Genomic DNA, 23,307 nt, shown 5'->3' on the forward strand with positions numbered 1-23,307 from the left:
GCCTCAGGTCCGGCTGAGCCGCGCTAGGGCAGCTTCAGCTTGAGAGCGGTCTGCAGCAGCCCCGGCGTGGTCCAGGCCGAGCGCTCCCCCGCATACGGCGTCCCGAACGCGGTCGTGCTGAGCAGCAGTTGCTTGGTGGTCCCCTCCGGCGCGGTCACCGGGATCTGGGTCCCCGACGGGGCGGTGACGGTGACGGCGTTGCCGATCCGGTACGCCGTGACGGAGCCGTTGGTGAGAGCGGTCCGCCAGGCGGCGCGGCGCTGGAGTTCGGTGCCGATGGCGCTCTGCGCGAGGTTCTCCACCGGGGTGTTGTCGGCGAAGAGCGACTGGTAGTCGGTGAGCACCTTGTCCATGACCGGGTACAGCGTCCGGTCCTCGGCCAGGTTGGACTGGTGGGCGTAGTGCGGGCGCGGGTCGTTGCTGATCGCGTGTCCGAGGGCGGTGCGGGCCTCCAGCGGGACGATGTACCCGGCGTACCCGGTGGCCGGGTCCAGCGGGCCGTCCATGCAGGTGGAGGCGGGGTTGTTCTCGCAGATGCCGCTGCCGCCGTCGGCCGTGGAGGTGTAGATCCAGTTGTACTCGTCGACCATCTCCTCCTCGGTGCCCACGTTGTAGTAGACGTTCATCGGGTGCCGGGGCACGGTCCGGGCCGCGCCGACCGAACGCTGGCCGGGATCACGGGAGTTGTCCGAGGCGATCCACTTGACGCCGTTGTCGGCGAGGGCGCCGGCCAGGTTGGGGTTGTCGTCGGGCTGCTGCGGCAGGGTCCTCAGACCCGAGTGCTCGCCGGTCACGAGTTCCGTGCGGTCGAGCGGGAGACCCTTGCCGACACCCCAGTTGTAGTTGTCGCGGATCTGCGCCGAGATGTCCGCGCGGCTCACGTACCGGGTCGAGCCGCCCGCGTTCTTGGCGCAGCTCCACGGCACGGTCGAGGTGTCCTGCACACAGCCGAGGAACGGGTGCGTGTAGGTGTGGTTGATCCAGCGGTACTGCGCCCTGTCGGCGAGCAGCCGGTCGGTGAGCGCGTCGGTGCCGCCGTTCTCGCTCTTCCACTCCTCGCCGGAGCCGGCGTTGTAGACCATGTCGAGCTTGAAGCCGCGCTGCCGCTGCCACTGCGCGGCGTGGACCGCGTCCTCGGCGGTCATCCGGATCGGCGGGGCCTCCTCGCCACCGCCGCCCACGCAGTCGATGTCACCGGGTGTGCAGTTGCGTTCGGTGTCCCAGCGGGCGTCGGGCGCGAAGACGTCGTCGACGTGCACCGCGAAGTAGTTGCGTGCCTGGCCGAGGTGCACGCCCTGGGTCAGCCATTCGACGATGCCCCGGGCGAGGACCCGGAACTGCTGCTGGTACTCGTTGTACGCGAAGGTCACCACCAGCTCGCGGCGCCCGTCGTGGCTGTACTCGCCGATCAGGCTGCCGCGCCCGGAGCCCGCGGGCACGGGAACGTCGACGTAGCTGGTGAAGCCGGTCCGGGGCCGTGCGACGAAGCCGTAGCTCTCCAGTACGGCCGCGTCGTTGTCCTCGAACGTGAAGGCGCCGTCGAGATAGCCGAAGTACCCCGCCCTGCCCTCGGTCGTGACGGCCGCCTCGCGCCCGTCGAGGGACCCGGCCCAGCCGCCCTCACTGGTGTAGTCGAGGCCGACGCCCGGGTGGGCCCAGGTGTAGGCGTCGACCTGCGGGATGCCGTAGGTCCGCTCGTAGCTCTCCAGCGCGGTCTGCTCGGCCGAACCCTCGCCGAACGGCGCCTCGTTGGGCAGGACGACGCCCTGGTACCTGGCGCGGGCCGTGCCGTTCACCGTGTCACTGAGGAACGCGCCGGTGATGGTCGGGCGGCTCGCGTCGTTCAGGTCGACGGTGGTGTACGGGATGCCGGTGCTCTTGAGCTGGGCGGTGATGGCCCGAACAGGGCTGTCGCCGTTGTCCACGACCAGCACCCTGAGATCGATGCGCGGCTGCGCGGCGGCCGCGGCGCCGGGCGCTCCCAGCCCCAGCGCCAGCAGACCGGTGGCCGCCACGACGGCGGCCGCGTTTCTCCATCTGTGCGCACTCTGCGCCATTGATCGCCCCTTCCCCCCAGAAGATCCCCTTGTGGCCGCTTGCGGTGAATCGGCGGAGGATCCGTGGAAATCATGCAAAGCAGCAAGCTGACGGCTCACCAGAACCAGACGAGTGTGACTCAGCTCACTGGGGTGGAGGATCAAGAAATGACCACGACGCCACCGACAGGTGAACGCCCGCAGGAATGAGCGAACGCTCACACGAGCGTAGGCTCGTCCCGAGTGTTCGCCGTACCGGGGAAGGCCCCGCTGATACCGCACCCGTTGAAACCGCACCCTCAGGTCGGAACTAGGGTCGGCGGTCGGGCCCGGTCGACCCACACGATTCGGCCATCGCAAACTTCACATCGGAAGCGAGATTTCACCACCGTGACTGCTCTCACTCTCAGCACCGCCGCGGCGCCCGGCCTGCGCGCCGACGCGATCGTGATCGGTGTCGCCAAGGGCTCTGGTCCCAAGCCCACGGGTCCGGTCGTCGCACCGGGCGCCGAGGCCGTGGACAAGGCGTACGACGGCAAGCTCGCCGGTGTCCTGGAGACCCTCGGTGCCTCGGGTGCCGAGGGCGAGGTGACGAAGCTCCCCGCACCCGCCGGTTTCAAGGCCCCGCTCGTGGTGGCGGTGGGCCTGGGTACCGCGCCGGAGAAGGACGCCGAGTACGACGGCGAGGTGCTGCGCAAGGCCGCCGGGGTCGCCGCCCGCGCCCTCGCCGGTTCGAAGAAGGCCGCGTTCGCGCTGCCGCTGGGCGACGCCGGTGACATCGGTGCCGTCGCCGAGGGCGTGCTGCTCGGGGCGTACTCCTTCGACACCTACAAGGACAACGGAAAGAACGTTCAGGCCAAGAAGAACGGCAAGGCCCCCCTCGCCGAGGCCGCGCTGCTCGGCGGCAAGCCGCGCGACAAGGAGCACAAGGCCGCCGTCGAGCGCGCGTCCGCCGTCGTCGAGGAGCTCAACCGCGCCCGCGACCTGGTCAACACCCCGCCCAACGACCTCACCCCCGAGTCCTTCGCCGCGATCGCCACGGCGGCGGGCAAGGAGCACGGCATCAAGGTGCAGGTGCTCGACGAGAAGGCGCTGACCAAGGGCGGCTACGGCGGCATCCTCGGCGTCGGCTCCGGGTCCGCGGCCGCTCCGCGGCTGGTGAAGCTGTCGTACACGCACTCCAAGGCGGACAAGCACCTCGCGCTCGTCGGCAAGGGCATCACCTACGACTCCGGCGGCATCTCGCTGAAGCCGGCCGGGCACAACGAGACGATGAAGTGCGACATGAGCGGCGCGGCCGCCGTGTTCGCCGCCGTGGTCGCGGCCGCGCGGCTCGGCCTCCAGGTGAACATCACCGGCTGGCTGGCGCTGGCCGAGAACATGCCGTCGGGGTCCGCCGTGCGTCCCGGTGACGTGCTGCGCATGTACAGCGGCAAGTCCGTCGAGGTCCTCAACACGGACGCCGAGGGGCGGCTGGTGCTGGCGGACGCCCTCTGGGCGGCGTCGCAGGAGAAGCCGGACGCGATCGTGGACGTGGCGACGCTGACGGGTGCCATGGTGCTGGCGCTCGGCAACCGCACGTTCGCCGTGATGGGCAACGACGACGCGTTCCGCTCCGCGATCGTGGAGGCGGCCGAGGAGGTCGGTGAGGCGTCCTGGCCGATGCCGCTGCCGGAGCACCTGCGCAAGGGCATGGACTCGCCGACCGCCGACATCGCCAACATGGGTGAGCGCATGGGCGGGGGCCTGGTCGCGGGTCTCTTCCTGCGCGAGTTCGTGGGCGAGGGCATCACGTGGGCGCACCTCGACATCGCGGGACCCGCGTTCAACGAGGGCGGGCCCTTCGGGTACACGCCGAAGGGCGGCACGGGGAGCGCGGTGCGGACCCTGGTCCGGCTCGCCGAACTCACCGCGGCCGGCGACCTGGGGTGAGGTTGCTCTGAACCTGAGGGGGCTCCGCGCGCGGGTAGGGCGGAGCCCCCTCATTCATGCGCCTCACCCGTCCGCTCAACTGAACGTGGGACGTCTCACACACCGGCCCGGCGTCTCGTTCGGTGTGGACAAGTGCGAAGATGGGGCTCGGCAGGACAGGGCCCCCACCACAGGGCCGAAGAAAGAGCGGCCGGACACCAGCCGCCGCCCGGTCACGGACGACCGGCGTACGGCGCACATGCATGGAGGACGTGACGTGGCGAACGACGCCAGCACCGTTTTCGACCTAGTGATCCTCGGCGGTGGTAGTGGCGGTTACGCCGCGGCCCTGCGCGGAGCGCAGCTGGGCCTGGACGTCGCCCTGATCGAGAAGGACAAGGTCGGCGGCACCTGCCTGCACCGGGGTTGCATCCCCACCAAGGCCCTGCTGCACGCGGGCGAGATCGCCGACCAGGCTCGCGAGAGCGAGCAGTTCGGCGTGAAGGCCACCTTCGAGGGCATCGACATCGCCGGGGTCCACAAGTACAAGGACGGCGTGATCGCCGGCCTGTACAAGGGCCTCCAGGGTCTCGTCGCCTCCCGGAAGGTGACGTACATCGAGGGTGAGGGCCGCCTGTCCTCCCCGACCTCCGTCGACGTGAACGGCCGGCGCGTCCAGGGCCGCCACGTGCTCCTCGCGACCGGCTCCGTGCCGAAGTCGCTGCCGGGCCTGGAGATCGACGGCAACCGCATCATCTCCTCGGACCACGCCCTCGTCCTGGACCGCGTACCGAAGTCCGCGATCATCCTGGGCGGCGGTGTCATCGGCGTCGAGTTCGCCTCCGCCTGGAAGTCCTTCGGCTCGGACGTCACCGTCATCGAGGGCCTGAAGCACCTCGTCCCGGTCGAGGACGAGAACTCCTCGAAGCTTCTTGAGCGCGCCTTCCGCAAGCGCGGCATCAAGTTCAACCTGGGCACCTTCTTCCAGAAGGCCGAGTACACCGCGGACGGTGTCAAGGTCACCCTCGCCGACGGCAAGGAGTTCGAGGCCGAGGTCCTGCTGGTCGCCGTCGGCCGCGGCCCGGTCTCCGCCGGTCTCGGCTACGAGGAGCAGGGCGTCGCCATGGACCGCGGCTACGTCCTCGTCGACGAGTACATGCGCACCAACGTGCCGACCGTCTCCGCCGTCGGTGACCTCGTCCCGACCCTCCAGCTCGCGCACGTCGGCTTCGCCGAGGGCATCCTGGTGGCGGAGCGTCTGGCCGGTCTCAAGACCGTTCCGATCGACTACGACGGTGTTCCGAAGGTGACGTACTGCCACCCGGAGGTCGCCTCCGTCGGTATCACCGAGGCCAAGGCCAAGGAGATCTACGGCGCGGACAAGGTCGTCGCTCTGAAGTACAACCTGGCGGGCAACGGCAAGAGCAAGATCCTGAACACCGCGGGCGAGATCAAGCTCGTCCAGGTGAAGGACGGCGCCGTGGTCGGCGTCCACATGGTCGGCGACCGCATGGGCGAGCAGGTCGGCGAGGCCCAGTTGATCTACAACTGGGAGGCGCTGCCGGCCGAGGTCGCCCAGCTCATCCACGCCCACCCGACGCAGAACGAGGCGCTCGGCGAGGCCCACCTGGCCCTGGCCGGCAAGCCGCTGCACGCGCACGACTGATCCCTCGGTCGAGAAGCGACGACTCAGACTTCCGCAATTCGTTAAGGAGCAACCGAAACCATGGCGGTTTCCGTAACCCTTCCGGCGCTCGGCGAGAGCGTCACCGAGGGCACTGTCACCCGCTGGCTGAAGGCCGAGGGTGAGCGCGTCGAGGCCGACGAGCCGCTGCTCGAGGTCTCCACCGACAAGGTCGACACCGAGATCCCCTCCCCCGCCGCCGGCGTCCTGGCCTCCATCAAGGTCGCCGAGGACGAGACGGTCGAGGTCGGTGCCGAGCTGGCCGTGATCGACGACGGCACGGGCGCCCCCGCTGCCGCCCCGGCCCCCGCCGCCGAGCCCGAGCCCGCCGCGGCTCCCGAGCCGGCCGCTGCCGCCCCCTCCACCGAGCAGGCGGCCCCGGCCCCCGCTCCCACCGCGGAGGCCACCGCCGGTGGCGGTTCCGCCGAGGGCACGGACGTCGTCCTGCCGGCGCTCGGCGAGTCCGTCACCGAGGGCACCGTCACCCGCTGGCTGAAGTCGGTCGGTGACAGCGTCGAGGCCGACGAGCCGCTGCTGGAGGTGTCCACCGACAAGGTCGACACCGAGATCCCCGCCCCGACCTCCGGCACGCTGCTGGAGATCGTGGTCGGCGAGGACGAGACGGCCGAGGTCGGCGCCAAGCTGGCCTTCATCGGCGTCGCGGGTGCCGCTCCGGCGGCTGCCCCGGCCCCCGCCGCCGCTGCCCCGGCTCCGGCCGCCCCCGCGGCTCCGGCTCCCGCCCCCGCCGCTCCGGCCGCGCCCGCCGCTGCCGCTCCGGCTCCGGTCGCCCCTGCGGCTCCGGCTCCCGCGCCCGCCGCTCCGGCCCCGGTCACCCCGGCTCCGGCCGCTCCGGCCGCCGCCAAGGCGACCGACGAGGGCGCCTACGTCACCCCGCTGGTGCGCAAGCTCGCCGCCGAGAACGGCGTCGACCTGGCCACCGTCAAGGGCACCGGCGTCGGCGGCCGTATCCGCAAGCAGGACGTCATCGCCGCCGCCGAGGCCGCGAAGGCCGCCGCCGCTGCTCCGGCTCCCGCCGCTGCTGTGAGTGCCGGAGGCCATGCCGCCGCCGCTGCCAAGAAGGCGCCGGCCCTGGAGGCCTCTCCCCTCCGTGGCCAGACCGTCAAGATGCCCCGCATCCGCAAGGTCATCGGCGACAACATGGTCAAGGCGCTGCACGAGCAGGCACAGCTGTCGTCGGTCGTCGAGGTCGACGTCACCCGCCTGATGAAGCTCCGCGGCCGCGCGAAGGACTCCTTCGCCGCCCGTGAGGGCGTCAAGCTCTCCCCGATGCCGTTCTTCGTCAAGGCCGCGGCCCAGGCGCTGAAGGCGCACGCGCCGGTCAACGCCAGGATCAACGAGGGCGAAGGCACGATCACCTACTTCGACACCGAGAACATCGGTATCGCAGTGGACTCGGAGAAGGGCCTGATGACCCCGGTCATCAAGCACGCGGGCGACCTCAACATCGCCGGCATCGCCAAGGCCACGGCCGACCTGGCGGGCAAGGTCCGCGCCAACAAGATCACGCCCGACGAGCTGTCCGGCGCGACCTTCACCATCTCCAACACCGGTTCGCGCGGTGCGCTCTTCGACACGATCATCGTGCCGCCGGGCCAGGTCGCGATCCTTGGCATCGGCGCCACGGTCAAGCGCCCCGCCGTCATCGAGACGGAGGAGGGCACGGTCATCGGCGTCCGCGACATGACGTACCTGACCCTGTCCTACGACCACCGCCTGGTGGACGGCGCCGACGCGGCCCGTTACCTGACGGCGGTCAAGGCGATCCTGGAGGCGGGCGAGTTCGAGGTCGAGCTCGGCCTGTAAGCCACCAGGGCTTCGAGCCTGTACGGCGCCCCGTCCGGAGCTTCTCCGGGCGGGGCGCCGCGTTTTGGGGCGCCTGCGAGCTCGGTGCGGTTCGTCGGTGGGCGGGTGCGGATGGTCGTTGGCTGGTCGCGCGGGGAACTGCGCGAGCAACCACGAACCACTCGCACCCGCCCAACAGCCCCGCGCACCGAGCTCTCAGGCACCCAGCGTCTGTCACGCCGTGTAAGTCTCGTCTCACCTGCACCAAAGCACCCCCGTCCGCCCTCCCAGCGGAGCGCTACGGCCGTATTGTCTAAACGTCAACGCGCCCTAAGGAGCCCTCATGACCGCCCCCGTCATCCACTCGCTGCGCGAACAGATCCGCGAGCACATCCTGGAGGGGATCATCAGTGGGCGCTGGCAGCCGGGCGAGCGGATCGTGGAGCGCCGTATCGCCACCGAGCTGGAGGTCAGCCAGACGCCGGTGCGCGAGGCGCTGCGCGAGCTGGAGTCGCTACGGCTGATCGAGTCCGCGCCCAACAAGGGCGTGCGCGTACGGAGCCTCACCGCGGCCGACCTGGAGGAGAGCTACCCGGTCCGGGCCGGCCTGGAGGCCATCGCCGCGGAACTCGCCGCGAACCGCCTCGCGGGGGACTGCTCCGCCCTGGAGTCGCACGTCACCGCCCTGTACGCGGCCGACCGCGAGGCCGACGGCACGGCCCAGGTGCGGCACACCGTCGCCTTCCACCGTGAGCTGGTCCGCGCGGCGGGCAACTCCGTGCTGCTGCATACCTGGGAGGGCCTCGGTATCGAGGTCTTCACGGCCCTGTCCATCCGGTGGCTGGGCACGGTGCAGCAGTCGTACGCGGAGGAGCACGAGGAGCTGGTGGCGGCGTTCCAGCGCCGCGATGCGCGGATCGCGGAGATCGTCAAGGCCCACGTCCTGGGCTGCGCCCCCCGTCACGAGCCCTGAGCTAGCCGCTCGAACCCCTTGAGCGGCGCCCCGCTCATACGCGTCCCCACCTGCGAAAACCCTCCCATATCGCGGCACGCGGTGCCTGCCCGAAAGGCACCGCGTGCCTACTTTCTCGTGATCAAGAGTTTTTCGCCCTCAACCCTTTGATCGATCATCGATCAGCGAGTTACAGTCGCCGACGGGCCACGCGGCAGTGCCGCAAGGTGTCACCGCACCGAGGCCCTTCGCCCTGTCCTGCCAAAGACAAAGGGCACCCCCGAACCCTTACAGATGAGGGAACCCCTTCGACTGAGGAAGGCGGCGACATGACCGACCCCAACGCCATCCAGCCGAGCGCGCTCGACCAGCTCCCCGACCGTGATCCGGAGGAGACCGCCGAATGGCAGGCCTCGCTGGACGCGGTCGCCAAGGCTGCCGGTCCGCACCGCGCGGCGTACCTGATGCGCCGCACGCTGGAGAGGGCCGAGGGCACCGGCATCGCGCTGCCCAAGCTCCTCGAGACCGACTACGTCAACTCCATCCCGACCTCCGCCGAGCCGGCCGTGCCCGGTGACGAGGCGATGGAGTCCCGTATCACCGCGTGGAACCGCTGGAACGCGGCCGCCATGGTGACCCGGGGCAGCAAACACGGCGTCGGCGGCCACATCGCCACCTTCGCCTCCGCGGCCTGGCTCTACGAGACCGGCTTCAACCACTTCTTCCAGGGCAAGGAGGCCGACGGCTCGGGTGACCAGCTCTACATCCAGGGCCACGCCTCCCCCGGCATCTACGCCCGCGCCTTCCTCGACGGCCGGCTGAACGAGGACCACCTCGACAGGTTCCGTCAGGAGGCCGGCGGCAACGGCCTGCCGTCCTACCCGCACCCCCGCCGGCTGCCCTGGCTGTGGGAGTTCCCGACCGTCTCCATGGGCCTCGGCCCGCTGTCGGCGATCTACCAGGCCCGCTTCAACCGCTATCTGACGGCGCGCGGCATCAAGGACGTCTCGAACTCCCATGTCTGGGCGTTCCTCGGCGACGGCGAGATGGACGAGCCGGAGTCCACGGCGGCACTCGCCCTGGCCTCCCGTGAGGGTCTGGACAACCTGACCTTCGTCATCAACTGCAACCTGCAGCGCCTCGACGGCCCGGTCCGCGCCAACTTCAAGATCGTGCAGGAGCTGGAGGCCCAGTTCCGCGGCGCCGGCTGGAACGTCGTGAAGTCGCTGTGGGGCACCGCGTGGGACGAGCTGTTCCAGCTCGACACCACCGGCGCGCTCGTACGCCGCCTGCGCGAGGTACCCGACGCGCAGGTGCAGACGTACCAGACCCGCGACGCGGCCTACATCCGCCAGGACTTCTTCGGCAAGGACCCGGCGCTCGTCGAGCTGGCGAAGCTGCTGAGCGACGACAAGATCCTGGAGTGCTTCCACCTCTCCCGCGGTGGCCACGAGGCCCGCAAGGTCTTCGCCGCGTACAAGGCCGCTCTCGAGTTCAAGGGCGCGCCGACCGTGGTCCTGGCCCAGACGGTCAAGGGCTACACCCTGGGCGAGGGCTTCGCGTCGAAGAACGCCAACCACCAGATGAAGAAGCTGACGGTGGACGAGTTCAAGAACATGCGTGACCTGCTGGAGCTGCCGATCTCCGACAGCCAGTTCGTCGACGGGGTCGTCCCCTACGGCCACCCCGGCGCCGACTCCCCCGAGGTCCGCTACCTCCAGGAGCGCCGCGCGGCCCTCGGCGGCCCGGCCCCGGCCCGCCGCGTGCACCCGGTGGCCCCGCTGCCGGCCCCCGCCGAGAAGGTCTTCGCGTCCTTCGACAAGGGCTCGGGTTCGCAGAACGTGGCGACCACGATGGCCTTCGTCCGTCTGATCAAGGACCTGGTCCGCGACAAGGAGACCGGCAAGCGCTGGGTGCCGATCGTCCCCGACGAGGCGCGCACCTTCGGCATGGAGAGCCTCTTCCCGTCCCTCGGGATCTACTCCCCCAAGGGCCAGACGTACGAGCCGGTCGACCGCGACCAGCTGATGTACTACAAGGAGGCCAAGAACGGCCAGATCCTCAACGAGGGGATCACCGAGGCCGGTTCGATGGCCGACTTCATCGCCGCGTCCACCGCGTACTCCACGCACGGTGAGGCGATGATCCCGTTCTACATCTTCTACTCGATGTTCGGCTGGCAGCGCACGGCCGACCAGATGTGGCAGCTCGGCGACCAGCTCGGCCGCGGCTTCCTGGTCGGCGCGACGGCGGGCCGTACGACGCTGACGGGCGAGGGCCTGCAGCACGCCGACGGGCACTCGCCGGTGATCGCGGCGACGAACCCCGCGTCGCTGACGTACGACCCGGCGTTCGCGTACGAGGTCGCGGCGATCGTCAAGGACGGTCTGCGCCGGATGTACGGCGAGGCGGCGCCGGGTGAGGACCCGAACGTCTTCTACTACCTCACCGTCTACAACGAGCCGATGCCCCAGCCCGCGAAGCCGCAGGGCCTCGGCATCGACGAGGGCATCGTCAAGGGCCTGTACCGCTTCAACACGGCGGAGTCGGCGGACCTGTCCCCGGCCGCGAACGCCCCGCGCATCCAGCTGCTGAGCTCCGGCACGGCGATCCACTGGGCTCTTCAGGCGCAGAAGCTGCTCGCGCAGGAGTGGGGCGTGGCGGCCGACGTCTGGTCGGCGACGTCCTGGACGGAGCTGCGCCGGGACGCCCTGGAGGCGGACGCGGCCCTGCTCCGCGGCGAGGAGCGCGTGCCGTACGTCCAGCAGGCGCTGCACGGCGCCGAGGGCCCGGTGCTGGCGGTCTCCGACTACATGCGCCAGGTCCCCGACCAGATCGCGCAGTGGGTGGAGCAGGACTACTCCTCCCTGGGCGCGGACGGTTTCGGCCTCTCCGACACCCGCGAGGCGGCCCGCCGCCACTTCGGCGTCGACGCCGAGTCGATCGTCGTGGCGGCCCTGGCCCAGCTCGCGAAGCGGGGCGAGGTCAAGGCGACGGCGGTGAAGGAAGCCCGGGAGAAGTACGGCCTGTAAGGGCTGATCCTCCTGGTCCTCGGCGGAGGGGTACGGCGACTGCCGTGCCCCTCCGTTCTCGTTGTCCCCGTTCGTCGACGGCGTTGTCAGTGGGCCCCGGCATGATGGCCGTATGCGTGCTGCCCGGCTGATCAAGATGGTGCTGTTGCTCCAGTCCCGGCCCTCCATGACCGCGGCCGAGCTGGCGCGCGAGCTGGAGGTGTCCGAGCGGACGGTCACGCGGGACGCGCAGGCGTTGTCGGAGGCGGGGGTTCCGGTGTACGCCGACCGGGGACGGGCCGGGGGGTACCGGCTCGTCGGGGGGTACCGGACCCGGCTGACGGGGCTCGCGCGCAGCGAGGCCGAGGCGCTGTTCCTGTCCGGGGTGCCGGGAGCGCTGCGGGAGATGGGGCTGGAGGACGTCGCCTCCGCCGCCCGGCTGAAGGTGTCGGCGGCCCTCGTGCCCTCCGTGCGCGACGCCTCCCGTTCCGCCGCCCAGCGGTTCCATCTGGACGCGCCGAACTGGTTCAACGAGCCCAAGGCCCCCGAGCTGCTGCCGGCCGTCGCGGACGCGGTGTGGGACGACCGGCGGATCGTGGCCCGGTACCGGCGCGGGGAGCGCGAGGTCGAGCGGGAGCTGGAGCCGTACGGGCTCGTGCTGAAGGCGGGGGTCTGGTACCTGTGCGCCCGGGTCGCGGGCCACGGCTCGTACCGGGTGTACCGCATCGACCGCTTCACCGCGGTGGAGCCCGGTGACGAGCGGGACGGCCGGTTCGAGCGGGACGAGGAGTTCGATCTGCCGGGCTTCTGGGACGAGCGGGCCGAGCAGTTCGCGCGGTCCCTGCTGCGGGCCGAGGTCGTGGTGCGGGTGTCGCCGGGCGGGGTGCGGCGGTTGCCGTACACGGTCGAGCCGGGGTCCGCCCGGGAGGCGCTCCGGACGGCGGCCGCCCCGGACGGGGACGGCTGGGTGACGCTGACGCTCCCGGTGGAGTCCGAGGAGGTCGCCCACAGCCAGCTCGCGGCGCTCGGCCCGGAGGTCGAGGTGCTGGCCCCGGCGGAGCTGCGGGAGCGTTTCGCGGCGGACGCGATACGGCTGGCCGCGCTGTACGGGGCATGAGCGGTACGGCGGCCGGGGGCCGTGAGTCTGCGAGGTGCCGTGCCGCCCAAGGGCCGCATGCCCATAACAATCCGCCGCACTCCACGTGCGTCGCACCCGCGCAGGGCCGATGCTTGACCCGTGATGGACGAGACGCAGTTCTGGGAGCTGGTGGACGGTGCCCGTGAGGCCGCCGAGGGCGACCCCGAGGAGCAGGCCGACCTGCTCGTGGACCGGCTGCTCCAGCAGGACCCGGACGCGGTCCTCGACTTCGCCCGTCATTTCGAGGCCCGCTACAACCGCGCGTACACCTGGGACCTGTGGGGCGCCGCGTGGGTTCTGCTCGACGGCGCCAGTGACGACGCGTTCGACTTCTTCCGGTGCTGGCTGATCGGCCAGGGCCGCGAGGTGTACGAGGGCGGGGTGCACGACCCCGACTCGCTCGCCGACCTGCTGGACGACTTCGACGAGGAGTTCGACGGCGACGCCGAGGAACTCGGCTATGCCGCGGACGAGGCGTACGAACAGCTCACCGGCACCGTGGCCCCCGACCTCGGCATCCCGCCCGCGCCCGCGGAACCGGAGGGCACCCCGGTCGACTTCGAGAACGAACGGGCGCTGGCGGAGCGGTATCCCAAGCTGTGGGAACGGTTCAAGGGCTGAATCGCCGGTCTCAGGCGGCGGCCCTCCTGCGGCTCAGGTCCGACTGGATGTAGCCCTGCGTCTGCTCGGCCTTGACGGCGTGGTGCATCGGCGCCTTGTTGGCCTGGTCGAGCGCGGACGCCGTGACGGCGGCCGGTCCCAGGACGACGGTCACGACCGCGCAGACGACGGTCCAGACACGCTTGCTGCTGTCGCTGTTGCGGCTGCTCATGATCCCCACCTCCGGTCAGTGCGTGTGCACGACGACAGGAAGGACGATAGGGAGGCTGCCTCGGGGTGATCCTTGAGTCGGCTACGAGAAACCTGTGAGGTGGGCCGGGAACGTTCACAACGTTCACACCCCGTCTCTTGACCCGTTCCGTGAGCTCCGGCTTAGGGTGGCCGCCCCCGACCAGGAGCACCCTGCCCATGACCAGCCTGTTCGTGCGGGAGATACCGCGCGCGGAGCACCTCGCCCAGCTGCGGCGGCATCCCGACGCGAGCCATCTCCAGATCCCCGAGTGGGGCGACGTGAAGCCCGACTGGCTGCCGGAGAGCGTGGGCTGGTTCGACGACGGGGAGTTGGTCGCGACGGCGCTCGTCCTGTACCGGCCGCTGCCCGGGACCAGGCGCTTTCTGGCCTACCTGCCGGACGGTCCGGCGATCGACTGGCGTGCTCCGCGGCTGGAGCGGTGGCTGGATCCGCTCGTCGCCCACCTGAAGCGGATCGGTGCGTTCTCGGTCCGGATCGGCCCGCCCCTCGTCGTACGCCACTGGGACGCGGCCACCGTGGCGGCGGGCATCGCCGACCCCGACGTACGTCATCTGCGCGAGCTGCCCCCGGACGGCATCGACGGGTACGCGCTCGACGCTGCGGAGCGGCTGCGGCGGCTCGGGTGGCGGCGGTGCGCGGAGGACGAGGGGCGCGGTTTCGGCCTGGGGCAGCCGCGCTACGGCTGTGAGATCCCGTTGGCGGGGCGCTCGGTGGACGAGCTGCGCGGTGCCCTCGCACCGCACTGGGAACAGTCCCTGCGCACGGCGGAGGCGGCCGGCGTCCGGGTCTCCTGGGGCTCGGCCGCCGACCTGCCCGAGTTCCACCGCCTGTACGCCGCGACCGCCGCCCACGACGGCTTCAAGGCCCGCCCGCTGGACTACTTCCGGCGCATGTGGGCGGCCCTGAACGCCGAGGACGACGACCGGCTGCGCCTCTACGTCGCCGAGTACGACGGCGAGGTGCTCTCCGCGGCCCTCATGATCAGCGTCGGCTCCCGGGTCTGGCACTCGTATGCCGCGTCCGGCCGCCGGGGGCGTGAACTGCGGCCCAGCAGCGCGCTGTTGTGGCGGATGCTGGGCGACGCGCGAGCCGCGGGCGCCCAGACCTACGACCTGCGCTCCGTCACCCCCGCCCTGAACGGGGACCGTCTGCGCGGCCGGCTCCTGTTCAAGACGGGGGCGGGCGGCCGGACGGTGGAGCACCTCGGGGAGTGGGAGCTGCCGGTGGGGAGCCAGGGGAAGGTGCTCCAGCGGGCGTTGGGGGTCTATCTCGGGCGGCGGTGAGGGCCGGGGAGGGTCAGACCGGCATGGGGTGGCCGGCAGCTTCCGGCCGGCCGCGGTGCCGGAACCACTCCGGCGCCAGGATCGACATCACGGTGGCGTCGACCCGCTCACCCTCCCAGAGCAGCGCAGCGCGCAGTACGCCCTCGGCGACGAACCCCACCTTCTCGTAGACGCGGCGCGCCCGCGGGTTGAAGGCGTAGACCTCCAGCGAGACGCGGTGCAGACCCAGCTTCTCGAAGCCGTGTCCGACCGTCAGCCGGGTCGCCTCCGTGCCCAGGCCGCGCCCGAAGGTCCCCGGTACGAGGGAGATGCGGAACCCGCAGCTCTCGTTGTCCGGATCCCACTCGTTGAGAACCGCCTCGCCGACGACGTTCCCCGTCGCCCGCTCCACCACGGCGAGGTCCAGCCGGTCGTCCTGGTCCCGACGGGTGTCGTACCAGGTGCGGATCCGCTCCTCGTCGGGCTCGCCGTCGTCATGGCTGCCGGTCAGCCGCGATGCCTCCGCGTCCCGGAACATCGGCAGCAGCGCGGGCACGTCGTCCACGGTGACCGCCCGGAGCAGCACCCGTTCCCCGGTCAGGGTGGGCTTGTCGAGGAAGTCCGGGCGCGGGGCGCTTCGCACGTGATCAGCCATGGCCGCATTGTGTCCGGCCACCCCGCCGGGCGTCCTCCCGATATCCGCTTGCCCGTCATGCGCCTTGCTCGTCATCGACGCGGTCACCTGTGGTCGCGCAGGAAGGCCGGGATCCCGTCGCGGGTCGGGTAGTCCGGCAGGGGGGCCGGCCTGTCCTGGAGGAACGCGGTGATGACGGCGGCGGCTCGGTCGTCGTTGTCGTCGAGGCCGTTCCAGAGGCGGTGCCCGACTCCGGGCATGTACTGCGTGCGCTCGACGGCGGGGTCGTTGGCGAGGACGGAGGTCGCCCACTGACGTGTCTGGGAAGAGCACTCGGCGATCATCAGCATCGCGGGAGTCCGGGAGCGCCTCAGGCGCGAGGCGATGGACGGGGAGTCCTTCACCGTCTCCTGGACGCGGAGGCTGGCGGCAGGGCTGAAGGAGAAGTTCTCGGCGGTGTCCTCGGTCGGGATGCGGTGGGCGTCACGCGCGCAGTAGGCGGACGCGGTGTCGCTGCCGAGGTCGGCGGCGGTGAACGCGTTGTCGCCCTCGGCCTGTCCGACCAGCCCGCTCTCGGGGGTGAGCAGGCCCAGTCGCATGAGGCCGAACGCCACGGCGTACCGGGGGACGTGCGTGGATCGCGGTCCGGTCATGGCCGGTGCGAGGTCACGCGCGGACTCCTGGCCCTTGTGTCCGGTGATCCGCGCCGTGGGGCCGTCCATCGGGCCGGGCTCGGCGATGACCGCCCGGTGCACGCGGGCGGCGACGCCGGGGTCGGCCAGGGCCCGCGTCAGGGTCACCCCGCCTGCCGAGAAGCCGAGGACGTCGACCCTGCCCCGGTCCAGACGGTCGATGAAGGCGGCGAGGTCGCGGACCGACCTGGAGATCGTGTACTGGTCCATGGCGAGCAGGTCGCTGCGGCCTCCGCCCGCCTGCTCGTAGGTGTAGACGTCGTAGCCCTGCCGCGCCAGGAGTCGCAGGAAGCGGTGGTCGAGCAAAGAAATGCCCCGGACCGGTCCGCCGTTGATGTAGACGAACGGCACGGGCTGCCTGGTGCTGTGCTTCGCGGGCGGGTAGTGGTACACCGCGACCCGGCTGCCGGTGACCAGGCTCCAGTGCTGCGTGGCCACGAAGGGCAGGGCGGGCGGGTGCTGCCGGGCCGTGGGCACGGTCGGTATGCAGACCGAGGCCGTCAGCGCCGCCGCGACGGCCACCGGCAGGAACGGCACCAGCCGTGCCGCCCGGGTACGGCGCCGGGCCCGCCACAGCGCGGCGAGCGTCCCGACCCCGGCGGCCGTGAACCATGCGGCGATTCCCGAGCCCGCCCCGTCCGTGAGGACGATCGACCCGAGAAAGACGACGACCAGCGTCGTGACGGCCGCCAGGGCCAGGAGTAAGCGGCCGGTGAGGCGGGCGAGGCGGATGGCGAACGTGGGCACGGTGGAGGACCTCCAGCACTTCGGAACCTGTTTCTGAACGCCGTTCTGTAACGGCGTTTCAAAACGACGTTATCAAAGACGGTAGGCTTCTCGTCATGGGTAGGCCGAGGACGAACGACGAGACCGTCAAAGAGCGGCTCGTGGAGTGCGCGACCGAGTTGCTCGCCACCCGTCCGCAGGAGTCGGTCACGGTCCGGGCCGTGGCCACGGCCGCCGCGACCTCCACGGCGGCGGTGTACTCGCTGTTCGGCGGCAAGGACGGACTGATCGCGGCGGTCCGTGACAAGGCCGTCGCCAGCCTGTTCCAGACCGTGACGGCGGTGCCGACCTCCGAGGACCCCCTCGCCGACGTCTACGCGCTGTGCGCCGCGTACCGGCGATGGGGGCGCGAACACAGCCACCTGTACTCGGTGCTGTTCGGTGGGGTGCAGTCCTTCAGGCCGTCGGGAACGGTCGGTACGAGTGACCCCGTTCGCCCGCTCCTCGCGGCGATCGACCGGGCCGTGACAGGGTCCGTCCTCGACGGCCCGGCGACGTCGATCGCCGTCTCACTCTGGGTGACCCTGCACGGTCTGGTGACGCTCGAACTCGCCGGGGCCTTCGACGCCGCCACGGCAGAGGACGCGTTCCGGTCGGCGATCCGCGCCACGCTGCGCGGCTGGGCGACGCCGGCGGTGTTCGCCGGTCTTCGGCGCGACGGATCCGGGCAGGACGCGCCTGGGCTCACGTGAGCCACCGGTGCCCGATCCGGCCTTCGCCACGGCCGGGGTCGACGCGTCCGCCGTCGCGCTCGCCGCACACGGGGCGTGCCCGCCGCGTCAGCGTCTGCCCTGGAGGAGGGCCGCCGTGGCCCTGATCTCGGGGAGGCGGGCGGTCAGGGCCGCACCCGGGCAGCTCGTCATGTAGCCCTCGTTGTGACCGGCGACGGCCGGAAGCGTGGTGGTGGTGCCGGAGGAGTAGCGGCTCTCGCTGTTGCTGGAGGTCAGCCGGACCTTCGCACGCGGGTCCGTGTCGGTCTTCCCCAGCTTCCACGCGGCCAGCGCGGCGATCGAGTCGGCCATCGCCTCGGGCACCGGTACCCCGGCCGTGAAGGTGCCGATGGCGGCGATGCCGGTGGTGCGGTGGTTGAAGCCCTGGGTGTGGGCGCCGGTGACAGGACGCTCGATGCCGCCCGCGCGGCCCTCGTAGATGGTGCCGCAGCGGTCGACGAGGAAGTTGTAGCCGATGTCGTCCCAGTCGCGGGAGCCGGTCTGGCCCGCGTACACGTACCGGATGATGCGGGGCACGTCGGCACAGTCGTAGCCGTTGGGCGAGTCGGTGTGGTGGACGAAGACGGCGACGACCCGGTCGTCGTAGCGCGGTGGCGGCTGGGCACGGCGGGTGTCGTCGTCCAGCCAGGCCGACCTGGGGACAATGGGCGGTCGGGCCACCTGGTGCGAGTCTGCGGGCCGCGCCGCGACCGGCCGCGCGGCCGCCGCGACGACGCGTTCGACCCCGCTCGCGCACAACGCCAGCGCGAGGACGGCGGCGAGGCCGGGCAGACAGCCGAGCAGCACGAGCAGTACGGGCGGAACGCGCCACCCCGCGGGAGGCCGCTCCCCGGCCGGCACCTGCGCGCGGGACGACAGCCGGGCCCGAGCGTGCCACCGGGCCCGAGGCAGCTGCCGACGGCGGGTCCGGCGTCGCCGATGCCGGTTCCGAGGCCGCTGCCCAGCACCGGGCACCCCCCTGGCCCACGGATCCACCCCGGCCTGCCACGCTTGCCCGCCCGGTTCCTCCCGCCGGGCCGACTCCTCCAGGTGCGCCGACTGCCCGCCCTCGGCCGAGTGCTCCCGAAGGGCGGCCGGCTCATCCGACCCAGCCGACCGCTCAGGCCGATCACCCACACCCGGCTCACCTGGCAGGACGGGCTCATCGGCCCCATCCGACCCCCCGTCCGCCCCCCGCCCCGCGGACGCGTCCACCGGACGCGCGGCCTCGTCCCCCCTGCGCGCATCCCACGCCGTCCCCGCAGCCCACGGTATTCGTACGGCACAAGGTCTTCGTCTGCCCCGCGTTCGCCGGAAGACCCTTCGGGTGACCCGTCGGAAGGCACGCATGGTCCTACTGTCCGACGGATCCTGTCCGCCCGCGATGTGTGGTGTGACACGCAGTGGAACCATCGTCCCGGTCCGGGGCGTTTCTCCAGGTGAACGCAGCGTGGCCGGTTCCCGGCGGCGCGTGTGCGCGCGCTGATCAACAGGCGGCTTCCGCGCGTACTAAGGGGTCCGAGAGAAAGGCGGCTCTGTGGACCTGCTCGACATCCTGCTGTTGCTGGTCATCCTGGCCTACGCGGCGTCCGGCTACCGGCGCGGGCTGGTGGCCGGCTGTGTCTCGCTGGCCGGCTTCGTGGGCGGCGCGGTGATCGGCGTATGGATCCTGCCGTGGATGATGGACCTGGTCACGCCGGGGACGACGTCGGCGACCGTGACCGCGGTGCTCACGGTGCTGGTCCCGGCCGTGGTGGTCCACGAGCTGGCGGGGCGGCTCGCCCTGCGGCTGCGCCGGGAGCTGGACCGGGGCCCGCTCAGGGTGGCCGACGGGGTCGGCGGGGCCGTGGCCAACTCGGTGGCCGTGCTGATCGTGGCCTGGGTGGCCGCGAGTGTCCTCGCCGCGTCCTCCTCGCCCATGCTGACCTCCGCGATCCGGGACTCCCGGCTGCTCGGGACCGTGCAGGACGCCATGCCGGACACGACACCGGCCTGGTTCTCGCGGGCCACCACCGCACTCACCGAGGCGGGCTTCCCCCAGGTCTTCAACCCGTTCGAGAACGAGTCGACCGCCGAGGTCGCCAAGCCCACCGGCGACAGCGTCACGGCCGCCGCGACGAACGCCGCCAAGCTCAGCACCGTCAAGATCGAGGGCGTCTCGGGCACCCAGGGCCGCGAGGGCAGCGGCTTCGTCTACTCCCCCCGGCATGTGATGACCAACGCCCACGTCGTGGCCGGCATCGACGACCCCGGCGTCCGGGTCGGCGGCGTCGGGCCGTCGTACGAGGCACGGGTGGTGCTCTTCGACCCGGAGCGGGACGTGGCCGTGCTCTACGTCCCCGATCTGCGCGCCCCCGTCCTCCGGTTCGACGACGACGCCACGCGCGGCGACTCGGCGGTCGTGGCCGGATATCCGGAGGACGGCGATCTCAACCTCCAGGCGGCGACGGTCGCGAACCGGGTGCGGGCGACCGGGCAGAACATCTACAACGACGCGACCGTCACCCGCGAGATCTACTCGATCCGCTCCACCGTCCGCCCCGGCAACTCCGGCGGCCCCCTGCTGACCACCGACGGCAAGGTGTTCGGCGTCGTCTTCGCCCGCTCCACGTCCGACGCCGAGACGGGCTACGTCCTGACGGCGGCGGAGGTCGCCTCCGACGCGAAGCGCGCGGCGAACGCCACGGCGCCGGTGGACACGGGGAGCCTCGTCACGTCCTGAGGCGAGCCGGAATCCGGCCTACCAGGTCAGACGGCTCGCCCCATGAACACGTCGTCCACATACGCCCCGTCCAGGAAGAACTCCTCGGACAGCACCCCCTCCACCACGAACCCCTCGGACTCGTACAGCTTGCGGGCCGGTGTGTTGTGGCCGAGGACGCGCAGGGTGAGCCGGCGGGCGCCCCGGCGGCGGGTCTCCTCGACGGCCGCGCGGATCAGCGCCCGGCCGACGCCATGGCCGCGGGCCTCGTCGGCGACGGCCAGCCCCTGGATCTGCCGGACGTGCGCGTTGCAGGCCAGCGGGGTGGGCAGCGCCAGGCGGACATAGCCGACGATGCGCCGGTCCAGCTCGGCCACCAGATAGTCCTCGGGGACGTGGCGGTCGTCGAAGAACGGCCGGTAGGGCGGCTGCGGTTTCGGCATGACCGCGTGCAGCGGTGACCAGGTGACACGGTCGAGGAGGGACAACTCCTCCTCGTCGTCGGGCAGGGCAGCGCGTATACGGGGTACGTACGACTCGGACATGGGCGTCACCCTACGACCCGCCCCCGGGGAGCCGACCGGGGTTTTGTCCGGGCACAGGCAGGATGAGGTTATGGAACTTTCAAGAATCGCGGTGGCCGGCTCCTCCGGACTGATCGGCGGCGCGCTGGTGCGGTCCCTGGTCGCGGACGGGCACGAGGTGGTGCGACTGGTGCGGCGCGCGCCCCGCTCGGCGGACGAGGTCCGATGGGATCCCGAGCGTGAGTACGTGGACGCGGCCGGGCTCGCGGGGTGCGACGTCGTGATCAACCTGGCCGGGGCCAACGTGGGCTCGCGGCGCTGGACGGAGGCGTACAAGGCGAAGCTCCGCAGCGGCCGGGTGCTGGGTACGGCGGCACTGGCGGAGGCGATCGCCACGCTGGACGAGCCGCCGCGGGTCTTCGTGAACGGCAGCGCGATCGGCTACTACGGCGAGACCGGCGAGCGGACCGTCGACGAGAGCGCCCCGCCCGGGGAGGGCTTCCTGCCCTCGCTGGTCGTGGAGTGGGAAGGTGCGGCGGCGCCCGCGCGGGAGGCGGGCATCCGGACGGTGTTCCCGCGCACGGGGCTGGTGGTGGCCCGGCAGGGCGGGGCCTGGGGACGGCTGTTCCCGCTGTTCAAGGCCGGGCTGGGCGGGCGGATGGGCGACGGGCGGCAGTACTGGTCGTTCGTCTCGCTGCACGACGAGGTGGCCGCCATCCGGCATCTCATCGACACCGACGGCCTGTCGGGGCCGTTCAATGTGACGGCGCCCCAGCCGCTGACGAACCGTGAGATCACCGAGGTCATGGGGCGCGTGCTGCACCGGCCGACGCTCTTCGCGGTCCCGGCGCCCGTGCTGCGGACCGTGCTCGGCGAGATGGCCGGGGATGTGCTGGGCAGCCAACGGGTGCTGCCGAAGCGGCTGCTGGAGTCGGGGTTCACCTTCGCGTTCCCGGAGATCGAGGGGGCGATCCGAGCGGCGGTCGAGTAGTCCGGGCACAGCACGGTCGAGCAGACGCGGCGTCCGTATGCGACCACCGTGCGACCGTGCTCTGCCCATGCGCGACTGTTTCTGACCGATCACAGCCCTAACCTCGTCCCGAACTCGGGTATCCCCTAAGCCTGTTGGGGGCATGACGTCTCCACCGGCCGCGCAACCTCGAGGAGGGGCACGTGCTTGAGCCCGCGTACCAGGCGGACGTCGTCATCGTGGGAGCCGGGGTCGCCGGACTCTCCGCGGCGCATCGACTGACCAGCGCAGGAGTGAGGACCGCAGTCCTGGAGGCCGCCCCTTGCACGGGCGGCCGCATGTCGACCGAGAAGATCGACGGGTTCCGGCTCGACCGGATCGGACAGCTGCTGTCGACGTCGTATCCGGAACTACGTCTGACACCCGGCCTCGACGCGCTGGCCCTGCGCCCCTTCGCGCCGGGTGTACTGCTGCACAGCGACGGGCGCCGACAGCGCGCGGGCGCGTTCGTCAAGCCACGGAGCGCGAGGGGCGCACTCCACGCGGTGCGCGCCCTGGCGAGCGCCCCGCGGGCTGCGTCCGTGCGCGGCCTCCCCGGGCAGACGACCCTGCCGAGGGTGCGCGCGAGCGCCCCGCTGGGTACCGCCGTCGACCAGGCCCGGCTCGGCGCCGCGCTCGCCCGCCTGGCCACCGCGCCCGTCGAACGGCTGCTGGCCCGCCCGGAGTCGCCGGCCGCGCAGGCCCTCGCGGAGCGGGGCGTCCCCGCGCGGACGATCGACGGCTTCCTGCGCCCGCTGCTCGCCGCGCTGTTGTGCGACCCGGAGCTGACGACGTCCAGCCGGTGCGCGGATCTCGCGCTGCGCGCCTTCGCGAGCGGGCGCCTGTGCGTGCCCGAGGGCGGCGCCGAGGCGCTGCCGGAGCTGCTCGCCCGGACGTTGCCGCCGGGCACCGTACACACCGGCGTGCGGGTCACCTCGGTCGCCACGACCTCGGTGACCACCGCGGAGCACGGCGAAATACCGTGCCGGGCCGTCCTGCTGGCGACGGACGCACGGACCGCCGCCGAGCTGCTGCCGGGCCTGCGCGTACCGGACTTCCACCCGGTCACCGTCGTCCACCACACGACCGACGAGCCGCCGACGACCGGCGCCTCGCTGCTGCTGGACGCCGACCGGGGCGGCCCGGTCGCGCACACGGCGGTGATGAGCCAGGTCGACCCCAGCCGCGCGCCGGCGGGCCGGGCACTCGTCTCGTCGACGGTGCTCGGCACGGCGCCGCCCGACCTCGACACGGCCGTACGGATGCACCTGTCCCGGCTCTACGGCATCTCCACGGCACGCTGGGAGACCCTCGCCGTGCACCACACCCCGGAGGCCGTCCCCGCGATGCGCCCGCCCCATGACCTGCGCCGCCCGGTGCGCCTGCTGGCGGGCCTGTACGTGTGCGGCGACCACCGGGACACCAGCACGGTCCAGGGCGCCCTGCACTCGGCCCACCGGGCCGCGGCGGCGATCCTTACGGACCTGGGAGCGGCGGGCTCGCTGCACCGGGCGGAGCCGTTGAGGGCGGCGGCCTAAGGCGGCTACTGAAGGACGCAGAGCACCCGCGCCCCTTCAGGG

At 71.8% G+C, this 23,307-nt stretch carries 18 protein-coding genes; 12 read left to right on the top strand and 6 right to left on the bottom strand.

Features of this window, described 5'->3' with window-relative positions; genetic code table 11:
• Positions 1–23 precede the first annotated feature (23 nt).
• Positions 24–2,057, bottom strand: coding sequence for a hypothetical protein (locus ACFU95_RS27570; protein ID WP_383832431.1), 2,034 nt, complete (start codon positions 2,055–2,057; stop codon positions 24–26).
• 369 nt (positions 2,058–2,426) lie between these two features.
• On the opposite strand from ACFU95_RS27570, the gene ACFU95_RS27575 reads away from it, so the two are divergent.
• The 7 genes from ACFU95_RS27575 to ACFU95_RS27605 all read left to right on the top strand — a co-directional run bounded on the left by ACFU95_RS27575 (position 2,427) and on the right by ACFU95_RS27605 (position 13,156).
• Positions 2,427–3,968 carry a leucyl aminopeptidase gene (locus ACFU95_RS27575; RefSeq protein WP_383832433.1) on the top strand — a complete coding sequence of 514 codons (1,542 nt, stop codon included), beginning with the start codon at positions 2,427–2,429 and terminating at the stop codon, positions 3,966–3,968.
• Between the two features lie 256 nt (positions 3,969–4,224).
• Complete coding sequence (gene lpdA / locus ACFU95_RS27580) at positions 4,225–5,613, top strand: dihydrolipoyl dehydrogenase (RefSeq protein WP_383832435.1); 1,389 nt, start codon at positions 4,225–4,227, stop codon at positions 5,611–5,613.
• Positions 5,614–5,673: 60 nt separating this feature from the next.
• Positions 5,674–7,455, top strand: a complete 1,782-nt coding sequence (sucB, locus tag ACFU95_RS27585) for a 2-oxoglutarate dehydrogenase, E2 component, dihydrolipoamide succinyltransferase (RefSeq protein WP_383832437.1) — start codon at positions 5,674–5,676, stop codon at positions 7,453–7,455.
• Positions 7,456–7,777: 322 nt separating this feature from the next.
• On the top strand, positions 7,778–8,407 hold the full coding sequence (locus ACFU95_RS27590) for a GntR family transcriptional regulator (protein ID WP_383832439.1): 630 nt from the start codon (positions 7,778–7,780) through the stop codon (positions 8,405–8,407).
• Between the two features lie 308 nt (positions 8,408–8,715).
• Positions 8,716–11,418 (top strand): pyruvate dehydrogenase (acetyl-transferring), homodimeric type, encoded by a 2,703-nt coding sequence (aceE, locus tag ACFU95_RS27595; protein ID WP_383832441.1) that lies wholly within the window; start codon positions 8,716–8,718, stop codon positions 11,416–11,418.
• Between the two features lie 112 nt (positions 11,419–11,530).
• Positions 11,531–12,514, top strand: a complete 984-nt coding sequence (locus tag ACFU95_RS27600; protein WP_383832443.1) for a helix-turn-helix transcriptional regulator — start codon at positions 11,531–11,533, stop codon at positions 12,512–12,514.
• A gap of 123 nt (positions 12,515–12,637) precedes the next feature.
• Positions 12,638–13,156 (top strand): DUF4240 domain-containing protein, encoded by a 519-nt coding sequence (locus ACFU95_RS27605; RefSeq protein WP_383832483.1) that lies wholly within the window; start codon positions 12,638–12,640, stop codon positions 13,154–13,156.
• 10 nt (positions 13,157–13,166) lie between these two features.
• Here ACFU95_RS27605 and ACFU95_RS27610 read toward each other — a convergent pair whose 3' ends face one another.
• Positions 13,167–13,367 carry a hypothetical protein gene (locus ACFU95_RS27610; protein WP_383832444.1) on the bottom strand — a complete coding sequence of 67 codons (201 nt, stop codon included), beginning with the start codon at positions 13,365–13,367 and terminating at the stop codon, positions 13,167–13,169.
• Between the two features lie 197 nt (positions 13,368–13,564).
• Here ACFU95_RS27610 and ACFU95_RS27615 point away from each other — a divergent pair, with 197 nt between their 5' ends.
• Entirely contained in the window at positions 13,565–14,692 is a 1,128-nt protein-coding gene (locus ACFU95_RS27615) for a lipid II:glycine glycyltransferase FemX (RefSeq protein ID WP_383832446.1), read from the top strand.
• Positions 14,693–14,705: 13 nt separating this feature from the next.
• Here the strand turns inward: ACFU95_RS27615 and ACFU95_RS27620 are convergent, their stop codons facing one another.
• Together ACFU95_RS27620 and ACFU95_RS27625 are read right to left on the bottom strand one after the other, a co-directional pair.
• Positions 14,706–15,326, bottom strand: coding sequence for a GNAT family N-acetyltransferase (locus ACFU95_RS27620; RefSeq protein ID WP_383832448.1), 621 nt, complete (start codon positions 15,324–15,326; stop codon positions 14,706–14,708).
• 83 nt (positions 15,327–15,409) lie between these two features.
• Positions 15,410–16,744, bottom strand: a complete 1,335-nt coding sequence (locus ACFU95_RS27625; protein WP_383832450.1) for an alpha/beta hydrolase — start codon at positions 16,742–16,744, stop codon at positions 15,410–15,412.
• Between the two features lie 95 nt (positions 16,745–16,839).
• On the opposite strand from ACFU95_RS27625, the gene ACFU95_RS27630 reads away from it, so the two are divergent.
• Positions 16,840–17,475: a TetR/AcrR family transcriptional regulator gene (locus tag ACFU95_RS27630; protein WP_383832452.1), complete on the top strand. Its 636-nt coding sequence runs from the start codon at positions 16,840–16,842 to the stop codon at positions 17,473–17,475.
• An 87-nt stretch (positions 17,476–17,562) separates the two neighbouring features.
• Here ACFU95_RS27630 and ACFU95_RS27635 read toward each other — a convergent pair whose 3' ends face one another.
• A complete protein-coding gene (locus ACFU95_RS27635) occupies positions 17,563–18,354 on the bottom strand; it encodes a peptidoglycan recognition protein (RefSeq protein ID WP_383832454.1) in 792 nt (263 codons plus the stop codon).
• 676 nt (positions 18,355–19,030) lie between these two features.
• Here ACFU95_RS27635 and ACFU95_RS27640 point away from each other — a divergent pair.
• Positions 19,031–20,215, top strand: a complete 1,185-nt coding sequence (locus ACFU95_RS27640) for a MarP family serine protease (protein WP_383832455.1) — start codon at positions 19,031–19,033, stop codon at positions 20,213–20,215.
• Positions 20,216–20,241: 26 nt separating this feature from the next.
• Here ACFU95_RS27640 and ACFU95_RS27645 read toward each other — a convergent pair whose 3' ends face one another.
• Positions 20,242–20,739 carry a GNAT family N-acetyltransferase gene (locus tag ACFU95_RS27645; RefSeq protein ID WP_383832457.1) on the bottom strand — a complete coding sequence of 166 codons (498 nt, stop codon included), beginning with the start codon at positions 20,737–20,739 and terminating at the stop codon, positions 20,242–20,244.
• A 70-nt stretch (positions 20,740–20,809) separates the two neighbouring features.
• Between ACFU95_RS27645 and ACFU95_RS27650 the strand changes: the two genes are divergently transcribed.
• Entirely contained in the window at positions 20,810–21,709 is a 900-nt protein-coding gene (locus ACFU95_RS27650; protein WP_383832459.1) for a TIGR01777 family oxidoreductase, read from the top strand.
• A 182-nt stretch (positions 21,710–21,891) separates the two neighbouring features.
• Positions 21,892–23,265, top strand: coding sequence for an NAD(P)/FAD-dependent oxidoreductase (locus ACFU95_RS27655; protein ID WP_383832461.1), 1,374 nt, complete (start codon positions 21,892–21,894; stop codon positions 23,263–23,265).
• Positions 23,266–23,307 lie beyond the last annotated feature (42 nt).

The organism is Streptomyces sp. NPDC057623 (genome assembly GCF_042800355.1).
Classification (GTDB): Bacteria; Actinomycetota; Actinomycetes; order Streptomycetales; family Streptomycetaceae; genus Streptomyces.

Coding starts and splice junctions, on each gene's coding strand:
- sucB (WP_383832437.1), top strand. CDS start 5,674: ATGGCGGTTTCCGTAACCCTTCCGGCGCTCGGCGAGAGCGTCACCGAG.
- ACFU95_RS27590 (WP_383832439.1), top strand. CDS start 7,778: ATGACCGCCCCCGTCATCCACTCGCTGCGCGAACAGATCCGCGAGCAC.
- ACFU95_RS27615 (WP_383832446.1), top strand. CDS start 13,565: ATGACCAGCCTGTTCGTGCGGGAGATACCGCGCGCGGAGCACCTCGCC.
- ACFU95_RS27645 (WP_383832457.1), bottom strand. CDS start 20,739: ATGTCCGAGTCGTACGTACCCCGTATACGCGCTGCCCTGCCCGACGAC.
- ACFU95_RS27570 (WP_383832431.1), bottom strand. CDS start 2,057: ATGGCGCAGAGTGCGCACAGATGGAGAAACGCGGCCGCCGTCGTGGCG.
- aceE (WP_383832441.1), top strand. CDS start 8,716: ATGACCGACCCCAACGCCATCCAGCCGAGCGCGCTCGACCAGCTCCCC.
- ACFU95_RS27605 (WP_383832483.1), top strand. CDS start 12,638: ATGGACGAGACGCAGTTCTGGGAGCTGGTGGACGGTGCCCGTGAGGCC.
- ACFU95_RS27630 (WP_383832452.1), top strand. CDS start 16,840: ATGGGTAGGCCGAGGACGAACGACGAGACCGTCAAAGAGCGGCTCGTG.
- ACFU95_RS27620 (WP_383832448.1), bottom strand. CDS start 15,326: ATGGCTGATCACGTGCGAAGCGCCCCGCGCCCGGACTTCCTCGACAAG.
- ACFU95_RS27610 (WP_383832444.1), bottom strand. CDS start 13,367: ATGAGCAGCCGCAACAGCGACAGCAGCAAGCGTGTCTGGACCGTCGTC.
- ACFU95_RS27650 (WP_383832459.1), top strand. CDS start 20,810: ATGGAACTTTCAAGAATCGCGGTGGCCGGCTCCTCCGGACTGATCGGC.
- ACFU95_RS27600 (WP_383832443.1), top strand. CDS start 11,531: ATGCGTGCTGCCCGGCTGATCAAGATGGTGCTGTTGCTCCAGTCCCGG.